This is a genomic window from Bacillus sp. BF2-3, from assembly GCF_008368795.1.
Taxonomy (GTDB): domain Bacteria; phylum Bacillota; class Bacilli; order Bacillales; family Bacillaceae_G; genus Bacillus_A; species Bacillus_A cereus.
In genome coordinates, this window is the sequence record NZ_QOSA01000001.1 from 19,952 (window position 1) to 32,397 (window position 12,446).

Here is a 12,446-nt window from a genome sequence, read left to right on the forward strand (position 1 = left end):
AACCGTTGCTATTCATCCAGCTTCTACTATATAATAGCTATAGTCTACAATAATTGAGTCGTAATATGCGATTTTTTAAGACAATCGGTGAGAAAACGCTGAAATAAGCGGTATTAGTAGGAGGACACAAATGATTACAGTAAGTAACGTTAGTTTGCGTTTCGCGGATCGCAAATTATTTGAAGATGTTAACATAAAATTCACGCCAGGTAACTGCTACGGTTTAATCGGAGCAAACGGTGCTGGTAAATCTACATTTCTAAAGATTTTATCTGGGGAAATTGAACCATCAACAGGTGACATACATATTACGCCAGGTGAGCGTCTAGCAGTATTAAAACAGAACCATTTCGAATATGAAGAGTTCCCAGTATTAGAAACAGTAATTATGGGTCACACGCAACTTTACAAAGTAATGCAAGAGAAAAATGCTATTTACATGAAAGAAGACTTTAGTGATGAAGATGGAATGCGCGCTGCTGAACTTGAAGGTGAGTTCGCTGAGCTTAACGGTTGGGAAGCTGAGTCAGAAGCTGCAATTCTTCTTAAAGGTTTAGGTATTGGTGAAGATCTTCATGATAAGAAATTGTCAGAATTAACTGGGGCAGAGAAAGTAAAAGTATTACTTGCTCAAGCTTTATTCGGTCAACCTGACATTCTATTATTAGATGAGCCTACCAACCACTTGGACTTAAAAGCGATTCAATGGTTAGAAAACTTCTTAATGAACTTTGAAAACACAGTTATCGTAGTATCCCATGACCGTCACTTCTTAAATAAAGTATGTACGCACATGGCTGACCTTGATTTCGGTAAAATTCAACTTTATGTTGGTAACTATGACTTCTGGTATGAGTCAAGCCAATTAGCTTTAAAATTAACACAAGATGCTAATAAGAAAAAAGAAGAGAAAGTAAAAGAGTTACAAAACTTCATTGCACGCTTTAGTTCAAACGCTTCTAAAGCGAAACAAGCAACTTCTCGTAAAAAATTATTAGACAAAATTACATTAGATGATATTAGACCGTCATCACGTCGTTACCCATTCGTTGGCTTCACACCTGAGCGTGAAGTAGGAAATGACTTATTAACTGTTGAAGGTCTTTCTAAAACAATTGATGGTGAAAAAGTGTTAGATAATGTGTACTTCACTTTAAATAAAGGTGATAAAGTTGCATTTATCGGCCGTAACGATATTGCGATGACAACATTATTTAAAATTCTTATGGGTGAAATGGAGCCGGATAGCGGTTCATTCAAATGGGGTGTTACAACCTCTCAATCTTACTTCCCAAGAGATAACTCTAAGTACTTTGAGAACAGTGATTACAACTTAGTTGAATGGTTACGTCAATTCTCTCCACAAGATGAGTCTGAAAGCTTCTTACGTGGTTTCTTAGGCCGTATGTTATTCTCAGGTGAAGAAGTTAAGAAGAACGTTTCTGTATTATCTGGAGGCGAAAAAGTTCGTTGTATGTTATCTAAAATGATGTTAAGTGGTGCGAACGTAATCACACTTGACGATCCAACGAACCACTTAGACCTTGAGTCAATCACAGCATTAAATAACGGTTTAATTGCATTCAAAGGTACAATCTTATTCACATCTCATGACCATCAGTTCGTGCAAACAATTGCAAACCGCATTATCGAAGTAACACCAAACGGTGTAATCGATAAAGAGGCTACTTATGATGAGTTCTTAGAAAATGAGGAACTTCAAAAACAAGTAGATGCAATGTACAAAGGTCAATAATATATAATGAAAAAACTCGCTCTTTTTAGAGCGAGTTTTTTTGTCGAGAAAACGTAACATCGCTGGTCGGTCAAATGAATAATTATTCAAATATAATATTAATGAACAGGAGAATTTTTTCATGTATGAAGGGATGTAATGACTTTAAGATTTAAAGAGTTAGTTGAAGAAGGGAAATGTAAGTAGAGTAATATAATCAAATCGTATTATTTTGTCATGTGAAATATGTACCAAATTTGGAGATAGAATAGTTTGCGAATGAGTTTATAAAGGTATATAGTATGGGTTGTCATAATTAGTGGATGAATCTTGGGAGAAAACAGGAAATGTTACAAATTTATTTTGTTAAATAGAAACCAAGGTCAAAATGTCTAGAAAGAAATAGTTGAATAAATACTAGCTTCAAATTATAATTACTAATATTCTTCATATAGTTAAATAAAGATAATCTATTTGAAGAAGAAAATTTGAATAGAGAGACAGACTTATAAAAAAATAAGCCTTGGATGATCAAAAGAGGTGGAGAAATGAAACAGTTCTTATTAAAGAGCAAAAGCGTGTTAAGCAATCATTTTGGATTCTTTCTGTTTGCCGTTATTTTATTGTGGCTCAAAACATATGCAGCTTATGTAACGGAATTCAATTTAGGAATTTCAAACACAATTCAAAAATTCTTGCTGTTTTTTAACCCGCTTAGTTCAGCAGTTCTATTTTTAGGACTTGCATTATTTGCAAAAGGGAAACGATCTTATATTTGGTTAATTATCATTAATTTGTTATTGTCGATTCTTTTATACGCAAACGTAGTATACTATCGCTTTTTCAGTGACTTTATTACGTTCCCGACATTAACACAAACGAATAACTTTGGAGATTTAGGTGGTAGTATTCTTGCGTTGCTACATCTTTATGATCCATTATACTTCTTAGACACGATTATATTAATTGTGTTAGTCGCAACAAAATTTGCAAATCCAAAACCAATTCGTGTTGCGAAGCATAAATTATCTCTAGTATTTGTAGCAGGTATTTTATTATTCAGTGTTAACTTAGGTCTTGCAGAGTCTGACCGTCCTGAATTATTAACAAGAACGTTTGACCGTAATTATATTGTGAAATATTTAGGTGCATACAACTACACAATTTATGATGGAATTCAAAGTGCGAAAGCATCGACAGAACGAGCATTAGCTGATGGCGATAATATGACAGAAGTACGAAATTATTTAACATCAACTTATGCAAGTCCAAATCCTGAGTATTTCGGTAAAGGAAAGGGAATGAACGTAATTTACATTCATTTAGAGTCATTCCAAAACTTCTTAATTGATTACAAATTAAATGGTCAAGAAGTTACACCGTTCTTAAACTCATTTACAAAAGATGCGAATACACTTTATTTTGATAACTTCTTCCATCAAACAGGACAAGGGAAAACATCTGATGCGGAGTTTATGTTAGAGAATTCAATGTTTGGTTTACCGCAAGGTTCTGTCTTTACAACGAAATCTCATAATACGTATCAATCAGCACCAGCTATTTTAGGACAACAAGGATACACATCAGCAGTATTCCACGGTAACTACAAAACATTTTGGAACCGTGACGATATTTATAAATCATTTGGTTTTAATAAATTCTTTGATGCGTCATACTACGATATGAATGAAAAAGACGTAGTAAACTACGGGTTAAAAGATAAACCGTTCTTTAATGAATCTATTCCGTTATTACAAACGTTGAAACAACCGTTCTATACGAAGTTTATTACGTTATCGAACCATTTCCCTTATCCAATCGATAAGGCAGAAGCAACGATTGAACCAGCAACAACAGGTGATTCATCAGTAGATACGTACTTCCAAACAGCACGCTATTTAGATGAATCTGTAAAAGGCTTCATCGATTACTTGAAACAATCTGGTTTATATGATAACTCAATTATTGTTATGTACGGAGACCATTACGGTATTTCAGATAATCATAACGCAGCAATGTCAAAAGTAATGGGTAAAGAAATGAACTCATTTGAAAATGCACAGTTACAACGTGTACCATTAATCGTTCGTGTACCAGGAGTGAAAGGTGGCGTACAACATCAATACGGTGGTGAAATTGACGTTCTTCCAACGCTATTACACTTACTAGGTACAGATACAAAGAATTATGTTCAATTCGGTTCTGATTTATTATCACCAGATCATAAACAAGTCGTTGCGTTCCGTAACGGTAACTACGTAAGCCCAACAGTTACTGCACTAAACGGCAAATACTATGATACAACTACTGGAAAACCTGTAGAATTTACAGATGAAATAAAGAAAAATGAACAAATGGTTCAAAACTCACTAAAATACTCTGACCAAGTCGTGAATGGTGACTTATTACGATTCTACACACCGGAAGGATTCACTCCAGTAGATCGTTCGAAGTATAACTATAACAACCGCGATAAAAACAAAACGAAGGTAAAAACGACTCCGGAAGGGGAAGCTAAATAAATAATAAAAGGCGCTATTCATATGAATAGCGCCTTTTATTTGTAAATATACCATCATTATGAGACAGAACCAGCTGTTGCTTTTTGTTTAGCCTTTCCGAAGAAAACTACGCCGATGATGATAATAATGATAAATGCCCATTTAACCAAAGGGTTACTTTCGAAAAATCCAGCGAACCATTTCTCATCTACAATCATTTTCGCGGCAGTATAAGCTAAAACGGCTGCTCCAATCGTAATGATGACAGGAAAACGATCTACCCATTTTAAAATCAATGTACTGCCCCATACGACTACTGGAATAGACACTAATAATCCGATGATTACTAAAGAAAAGTTACCATGGGCAGCTCCTGCAACAGCGAGTACATTATCGATGCCCATTAACGCATCAGCAATAATAATGGTTTTAATAGCAGACCAAAATCCTTCTTCGGCCTTAATATCATGATCTTTGCCTTCAGCAATTAATTTATAAGCAATCCATATAAGGAGTACACCACCAATTAGAAGTAGCCCTGGTATTTTTAACAACCAAACAACAACTAAGGTAGCGAGGGCTCTAATCGCGATTGCCCCGATAGTTCCCCATATAATAACTTTCTTTTGCTGATCTTTCGGTAATCTTCTTGCTGCTAATCCAATTACAATGGCATTATCACCGGCTAACACTAAATCAATTACAATGATGGCAAGTAGGGCGGACAAATATTCGGCTGAAAGAAAATCCATATACACATCACTCCTTAAGAGTAATATGTGCTAAAGTGTTGATAATATAAAAAATAGGATTGAATTTGTATATTCAATCCATAATTTCTTACTGTATTTTGATATATGTTTTAATTTCGTATAAGTCGCTTTTGTATTCTTTTTTGTTTATCGTTTCGCTTTCTTAATTTTCGATTCATCTTTTTAATGCGGTTTTCTTTTCTATTATCCCAGTTATCACTTCGAATTTTACTAATAGACTTATCTGTCTTAGCACGAAAACGTCTTACTTTTTTCACGAAGGAAAGGGGTGTTTTGCCGATAACACCTTGTTTTTCTAACGAATCCTCTTTACCTAGACACCAATCAGGATGAGATAATAAATAGTCGAAATCAAATATTATCCCGTATTCTTTATCCATATATGTATACCATTCATCTAAAGTACACTTATTTTTTGTATGTAAATATGTTGATCCATCAGTCATAGCACAGCACCAATAGTCAAAATAGCTCCATAGTACCCATTCTTTCGGTACATCTAGTGTTAAAATTACCATTTTTGAATTTGTTCTACCCCAAGCTTTATGATTTCGATTTGGGTAATTATTTGCTTCCCAGACCCAAATAGGATAGTTACCTTCGTAATGAGGCAATCTTGTTTTAGCGACGCGCACCATCCAGTCATATGAATATACATCGTCTGGATCGATGAATTCTTTATTACCTTCTAAATAACCAAGTTTCTTAAATTGTTTCCATGCTTCTTCAGTTTGTACTGTATATACGATCATATGGCACCTACTTATTTAAACTAAATTATAGTATAACATGTGATTTTGAATTTTTATTGATATTAGAGAAGGGGGAGTTTGAGTCGAATATACGAGGAGTAATTCCCAAAATGATAAAAAGACTTGATTCCCAGCTAAAGGAAATCAAGTCTTTTCATTACATACGATTATCATGCCAGAAGTTTAATGGGAAGTGTTCGTTCTCATTATATGCTTCTAATTCATATCCTTTTTCTTTCAGTCCTTTAATAATTCCAGGAACTGCTTTTACTGATTGTGGATGAATATCATGCATAAGGATAACTTCTGTTGGATTTGTAGCACCATGTAACACGTTTTCTACAATTTTAGCAGATGCAGCATCAACTTGCATTTTGTTATATTTCCAGTCTAAAGAATCAATTGTCCAATCCCAAACTTTTAAGCCATTTTCTACAACTTTGTTGCGAAGAGCTTCGTTTAATCCTGGCATAGAGCCGTAAGATGGACGAGTTAATACTGGTGATTTACCTAAAACACCAGCGATTAAGCCTTGGTCTTCCTTCATTTCATCTACGTAATGACCTTCAGTGTAAAGTTTCTTGTAGTTATGAGTCATACTGTGCATCCCAACGTAGTGACCTTCAGCATCTTCGCGTTTTACAAGATCAGGGAAAGCTTTTACGTTTGAACCAATTAGGAAGAATGTTGCTTTTGCATTTTCTTTCTTTAACATATCTAAAAGCTCAGCTGTGTATTTTCCAGGACCGTCATCAAATGTTAAATAAGCGACTTTTCTAACTTGCCCGTTATAATGTTTTGGAGCTTCTTTCGGAGCAAGAGATGTTTGAATCTCACTTACAAGTTGAACAGATTTTGCTTCATCCTCTGTACTAGCTAGAGCAGTATGTACTGATCCAAAAGCCACTTCGTATGTGAATAATACCCCCGCACAAACTAACATAGCCCTTTTTACTAAAGTTGTCATTCGAATTCCATTGTGCATAATTTTCCTTCTCTCTATAAAAGTTCTACTCTACTATATTAGCAATTATAGGTAGGGAAATGCAAAAAAACTTTTTTACAAGTGTAAAAAAGTTTACTCAAAAGTATGCAAGATTTTATATCAATTGCAGTTTTGAAAAATAGGATGAATTTAAACTTTATTATTTAAACTTTCAATCACCAAATCATACTTTCGTATCATTTCATTTTCGTTCCAATTATTGATTCGAATATTTTTGTTTTTTATTAAAATATTGGTAAAGAAACAATTACATGAAAAAAGGAGTGGGAATATGGATAATTATATTTGCACTACATGTGGAGTACAGTATCCCGAAAATGAAGAAGCACCTTCTCGCTGTAAAATTTGTAATGAGGAAAGACAATATGTTAATCCAATTGGGCAGTCATGGACAACATTAGAAACGATGCAAAATAGCAATTTATACAAAAACGAAATAATAAAAGAAGAAAGCGGTTTGTATAGCATTACTACTAAACCTAAATTTGCGATTGGACAAACAGCATTTTTAATACAAAGTAAAACTCTAAATGTTATGTGGGATTGCATTAGTTATTTAGATGATAAAACGATACAACGTATATATGATTTAGGTGGTATTCAAGCAATAGCACTTTCTCATCCACATTATTACTCTACACAAGTTAAATGGGCGGAAACATTCAATGTACCTATTTATATTCATGAAGATGATAAAGAGTGGGTGGTTCGTCCGAGTAAGCAAATTAAATTTTGGTCTGGGGAGCATCTGATATTATCGGAAGAACTTACATTGCATCGCTTAGGAGGCCATTTTAAGGGTGGAACTGTTATACATTGGAAAGACGGTAATGAAGGGAAAGGTATTTTGTTATCAGGTGATATTATACAAGTAGTTTCGGATCGGAAATGGGTAAGTTTTATGTATAGTTATCCCAATCTCATTCCATTACCAGCGAATAAAGTTAGAGATATGGCAGAGAAGGTAAAAGATATCCAATTTAGTCGACTATATAATGCATTTCATGGTGTGGTGGAAGATGCGAATAAAGCTGTACAAAGATCTGCTGATCGGTATATAAAGGCCCTGCAAGGAGAACTATTTCATACGTAATAGCTTGTAATTCATCTCTATATTTATATAACTAATTTTATATGAATTTTATACTAAAGTCCTATTGTTTATTAACTAATAGGTCTTTCAACTTAGGAAGTTCACACTAATGAGGGATGTTAAAGGGAATATATGTAACCTATACTAATTACTATAAAGCTTTGGAAAATGAAAAGGAGGAGATTTGCATGAAGAATTGGGTTCAATTTAGAATTGCAAGACCAACAGATAAATTTGAAGAAGTGATAAGTTTTTATGAAACAGGATTAGGTTTAAAACGTATAGGGGAATTTCACAATCATGAAGGATATGATGGGGTTATGTTTGGCTTACCAGATGAAGAGTATCATTTGGAGTTTACTACACATGTTAATGGAAGTCCATGTCCGGCACCGACAAAAGATAATTTACTAGTTTTTTATATGCCTATTAAAGATGAAATTGAAAAGATAGTGAATCGATTAAGTAATATGGGCTATCATGAGGTAGAACCTGAAAACCCGTATTGGATAGAGAAAGGAACCACAATAGAGGATCCAGACGGTTGGAGAATTGTGCTTATGAATGCATCTGAATAAGAAAACTATTTTCATATGAAATAGAGTGTAACAAAATGATTTAGACATAAATCCCTACAGTGTTTGTAGGGATTTTTATATAAGAAATTTTTATTGAGAGAGTTATTAAAATGTAGAAAGTATTTTGGCTAAGAACAAATGTAGTAAACATAATTTATGAAGGAGGTATAAAAGTATGATAGTAAACCATTTTGAAGCGTTTTCTAAACATGTTGGAAATACACCGCTCGTGAAATTAGAATGCAAAGAAACGAAGGATCTTTCTATCTATGCTAAATGTGAATGGCATAACCCTACAGGATCGATTAAGGATAGGGCAGCACTTGGAATGATTAATAAATATTTACAAGAAGCGGACAAAAAACAAAATATTTTAGAGTATAGTGGTGGAAGCTTAGCGAGGTCAATTGGGTGTATTTGTAATTATTTAGGGATTCAATGCACGTTAGTTTTAAGTTCTGGAACCGATAAATCTCTATTAAATGAACTTGATCGTTATGGTGCTAACGTAATCTTAGTTGATAAATGTAAAGGGTTCTACGCAGTAATTGAGAAAACAATAGAGATTAGCAAACAAAAGCCAGAATTATATTTTTTATTCCAACATTATAATAATGCAAATCTAGTAAGTCATATAGAAGGTACAGGGCGAGAAATTATTGCACAAATGATTGGAAAACCAATACATGCATGGGTAGCATCTGCTGGTACTGGTGGAACTCTAATGGGAGTCTATACAGCAATAAAGAATTATACAAAAAATGTTGAACTACATTTAGTAATGCCTGCTGAATTGCCTTATGGTTCGGAACAACCACCAAATGATTTAAAGAAATATGCTGGATCAGGTGGGTTCGGCTTAGGAAGGAAACAACATTTCATAGAACAGGAAGAAAATTTGATAGAAAAACAATGGACTTATTCATATGAAGATACCCTGTATGAAATGGCACGTTTTTACAAAGATACTGGTATAAAAATAGGAACTTCTGCGGCAGCGAATTTATTAGCAGCTAAACAAATTGGGAAAGAAAAAGGTGCGAATTTTAATGTAGTTACAGTTTTTCCGGACGCAGGGTCAATAGAAGAGTGGTCAGATGTAAAAAATTCAGTTGAAAAAATAGGTGATTGAGAGGACCATTAAAAGTTCTTTCGTAGTTTATATCTTATTCTACGCAAAATTGATACCATCAAAAAACTGTATGTTTAACATGTACAGTTTTTTGATGGTATAGCTGTGCAATGTTTAGAAATTTCACATACCGTATTTTAAAAATAAATATAGGAAAAACAAAAAGTAATGTAGAATATATCGTACATACATATATACAGTTAACATAAAAGATAAAGAGGTGGGTATATGTTACTTGAGGAAGTAATGCAGCAACTAGAGGAATATGGAACAGAACAAAATCGAAAAACGTATAAAAACCACGGAGCGAAAGAGCCGTTATTTGGAGTTAGTTTTGCGAATTTAAAATTGTTAAAAAAGAAGATAAAAAAAGATCACGATTTAGCAGTTGAATTGTGGGAAACGAAAAATATGGACGCAATGACATTAGCAACTTATATTTTAGACCCGAAAAAAATAACGACAGAACAGCTTAATAGTTGGATTCAGGATGTTGATTATTACTGTTTAATGGATGTTCTGATGACATCTATATGTACTTCGCCAATTGCAATAGAAAGAATGGAAGAGTGGATAAAGTCTAATGATGAATGGATTGGAAGAGCTGGCTGGTCTTTATTAGCAAATATAGCGATTAAAAATAAAACGTTACATGATGATTTCTTCTCTCCGTACTTAGAAGAGATTAAAGAAAATATACATAATGAAAAAAATAGAAAAAAAGAAGCGATGAATAGTGCTTTAATCGCAATAGGAATTCGTAATGAAGACTTAGAGCGACAAGCGATTGAAATTGCAAGTGAAATTGGAAAAATAGAGGTTGATCATGGTGCAACATCATGTAAAACACCAGATGCAGAAAGCTATATAAAAAAAGCGAGAGAAAGAGCTGAAAAAAAGAAAGTGAAATAAGAAAAGAGGATCGGTTATGAAACCAATTGAAGCAGCACAAAACATAATTACATTACAATTTCCGAATTGTGATGTAGCTTTACTCGGCGGAAGCGTTGCACGAGGAGAAGCGACGAAAACATCTGACCTTGACATTGTAATAGTCAATCAAAGTTTAACTTCTTGCTATAGAGAATCTTTCTATAGTAATGGATGGCCTGTTGAGGTGTTTGTTCATAATTTCGAAACATATAAAACCTTTTTCAAAATGGATTGTGATCGAGGGAGGCCGTCGTTACCACAATTAGTTTCAGAAGGGATTGCCTTAAAAGGGGAACAGGAAATTGTTGAGAAATTAAAAAAAGAAGCGAATGATTTACTACATAAAGGACCAGCTAAATGGACCGAAGAAACGATTAAGCAGAAGCGATATTTTATTACGGATACTTTAGATGACTTTATTGGTGCAACAAAAAGAGAAGAAGAATTGTTTATCGCTAATTTATTAGCCGATTTAGTACATGAATATGTATTAAGAGTAAATGGTAAGTGGCTTGGGAGTTCAAAATGGTTTATTAGAGTGCTAAAAAGATATGATGAGCAATATGCAAACAAATTTGTAGCCGCTTTTGATCATTTTTATAAAACGGGAGGGAAAAATGAATTAATTCATTTTATAGAAAAGACGTTAGAACAGTATGGTGGAAGAGTGTTCGAAGGATTTTCTATTGGTAAATAAAGAGAGGAGAAAAAAATGAATGTACCATATGTTCAATTAAGAGAATTGACACTAGATGATGTAGAAGATCGCTATCAATGGTCATTAGATAGAGATGTAACAAAGCATTTAGTTTTACCAGATCAATATCCTCCGTTCACTCGTGGAGATACGAGAAACTGGATTGAAGCTTGTATAAGCCGAAAAAATGGTTATGAACAAAGGGCAATCGTTACTGAGACAGGTATACATATTGGATGGGTAGACCTTAAAAATTTTGATAAAACAAATAAAAATGCTGAACTAGGAATTGCGATTGGAAATAAAGACTATTGGGGTAAAGGATTTGGAATGGCAGCTCTAAACAGCATGTTACAAATAGGTTTTTCTCAGTTTGAATTGGAGAAAATTTGGTTACGTGTAGATGAAGATAATACAAAAGCTAAAAAGAGTTATGAAAGTGCCGGATTTGTATGCGAAGGGTTAATGAGAAATGATCGATTGAGACAGGGAAAGTTCATTCATCGCTATCGTTACAGTATATTAAAAGAAGAGTATGAATCAAAAAATAATAACCTATAAAAATATTATGTAAATTAAAAAGGGGAAAATAAAATGATTCGATTACTTACAAAAGCGGATGCAAAAAAATATTGGGAGTTGCGTTTACAAGCACTACAAGTAAATCCAGAAGCATTTATAACGACTTATGAAGAAGCAGTACGTCAAGAAAACCCTCTTGAACGAGTTGCTAGTAATCTTTCATCCAACAGTAGTTTTACATTTGGTGCTTTTAATAATGAAAATCGTTTAGTTGGGGTTGTTACTTTATTAACAGAAGAAAAAGACGCATATAAGCATAAAGGACATATCGTTGCAATGTATGTAGATACTGAAAATCGAAGAAGTGGTCTTGCACGTGATTTAATACGTAAAGCAATTGAAAGGGCAAAAGAGATGAAGCTAGAGCAATTGAATTTAGGGGTTGTGTCAACGAACGAACCAGCCAAACGATTATATGAATCAATGGGATTTAAAACATACGGAATTGAAAAAAGGGCTATAAAAATGAATGGTGTGTATAGTGATGATGAACATATGGTGTTGTTCTTTTAAGAGAGGAAGTTTTGTATGAAAAAGGCGAAACTGCGACAATAAGATGGGGAATATGGCATATAGCAGATCATAATCGGTATCATCAAGCTCATATAAGTCGATTGAGGAAATTATACAGAGAATATAAACTACATATTCTTTAATTTTTGAA

At 33.8% G+C, this 12,446-nt stretch carries 11 protein-coding genes and 2 pseudogenes; 10 read left to right on the forward strand and 3 right to left on the reverse strand.

Annotated elements, in window-relative coordinates:
* Positions 1-130 precede the first annotated feature (130 nt).
* Both DN401_RS00090 and ltaS read left to right on the forward strand, forming a co-directional pair.
* Positions 131-1,756 carry an ABC-F family ATP-binding cassette domain-containing protein gene (locus tag DN401_RS00090; RefSeq protein WP_000633864.1) on the forward strand — a complete coding sequence of 542 codons (1,626 nt, stop codon included), beginning with the start codon at positions 131-133 and terminating at the stop codon, positions 1,754-1,756.
* Positions 1,757-2,283: 527 nt separating this feature from the next.
* Complete coding sequence (gene ltaS, locus DN401_RS00095) at positions 2,284-4,257, forward strand: lipoteichoic acid synthase (protein ID WP_000808770.1); 1,974 nt, start codon at positions 2,284-2,286, stop codon at positions 4,255-4,257.
* Positions 4,258-4,313: 56 nt separating this feature from the next.
* Here the strand turns inward: ltaS and DN401_RS00100 are convergent, their stop codons facing one another.
* The 3 genes from DN401_RS00100 to DN401_RS00110 all read right to left on the reverse strand — a co-directional run bounded on the left by DN401_RS00100 (position 4,314) and on the right by DN401_RS00110 (position 6,746).
* Positions 4,314-4,988, reverse strand: coding sequence for a TerC family protein (locus tag DN401_RS00100; protein WP_000346932.1), 675 nt, complete (start codon positions 4,986-4,988; stop codon positions 4,314-4,316).
* A gap of 110 nt (positions 4,989-5,098) precedes the next feature.
* Positions 5,099-5,761 carry a DUF3841 domain-containing protein gene (locus DN401_RS00105; RefSeq protein WP_000637705.1) on the reverse strand — a complete coding sequence of 221 codons (663 nt, stop codon included), beginning with the start codon at positions 5,759-5,761 and terminating at the stop codon, positions 5,099-5,101.
* Between the two features lie 157 nt (positions 5,762-5,918).
* Positions 5,919-6,746: a peptidoglycan-N-acetylglucosamine deacetylase gene (locus tag DN401_RS00110; protein ID WP_000551452.1), complete on the reverse strand. Its 828-nt coding sequence runs from the start codon at positions 6,744-6,746 to the stop codon at positions 5,919-5,921.
* Positions 6,747-7,038: 292 nt separating this feature from the next.
* Here DN401_RS00110 and DN401_RS00115 point away from each other — a divergent pair, with 292 nt between their 5' ends.
* The 8 genes and pseudogenes from DN401_RS00115 to DN401_RS00150 form a co-directional block, all read left to right on the forward strand.
* Positions 7,039-7,860, forward strand: a complete 822-nt coding sequence (locus DN401_RS00115) for an MBL fold metallo-hydrolase (protein ID WP_000371021.1) — start codon at positions 7,039-7,041, stop codon at positions 7,858-7,860.
* A 188-nt stretch (positions 7,861-8,048) separates the two neighbouring features.
* Entirely contained in the window at positions 8,049-8,438 is a 390-nt protein-coding gene (locus DN401_RS00120) for a VOC family protein (protein ID WP_000800667.1), read from the forward strand.
* Positions 8,439-8,613: 175 nt separating this feature from the next.
* Positions 8,614-9,570 (forward strand): PLP-dependent cysteine synthase family protein, encoded by a 957-nt coding sequence (locus DN401_RS00125; RefSeq protein WP_017656505.1) that lies wholly within the window; start codon positions 8,614-8,616, stop codon positions 9,568-9,570.
* Between the two features lie 228 nt (positions 9,571-9,798).
* Positions 9,799-10,482, forward strand: coding sequence for a DNA alkylation repair protein (locus tag DN401_RS00130; RefSeq protein WP_000923448.1), 684 nt, complete (start codon positions 9,799-9,801; stop codon positions 10,480-10,482).
* Positions 10,483-10,498: 16 nt separating this feature from the next.
* Positions 10,499-11,259 (forward strand): annotated as a pseudogene (locus DN401_RS00135) (nucleotidyltransferase domain-containing protein).
* A complete protein-coding gene (locus DN401_RS00140) occupies positions 11,216-11,761 on the forward strand; it encodes a GNAT family N-acetyltransferase (protein ID WP_001102492.1) in 546 nt (181 codons plus the stop codon). Before DN401_RS00135 ends, DN401_RS00140 begins: the two are co-directional and overlap by 44 nt.
* 33 nt (positions 11,762-11,794) lie before the next feature.
* A complete protein-coding gene (locus DN401_RS00145) occupies positions 11,795-12,295 on the forward strand; it encodes a GNAT family N-acetyltransferase (protein WP_000620314.1) in 501 nt (166 codons plus the stop codon).
* Positions 12,292-12,438: pseudogene (locus DN401_RS00150) on the forward strand (DinB family protein); the annotation flags it as partial. The gene DN401_RS00145 and the pseudogene DN401_RS00150, both read left to right, overlap by 4 nt.
* Between the last annotated feature and the right edge of the window lie 8 nt (positions 12,439-12,446).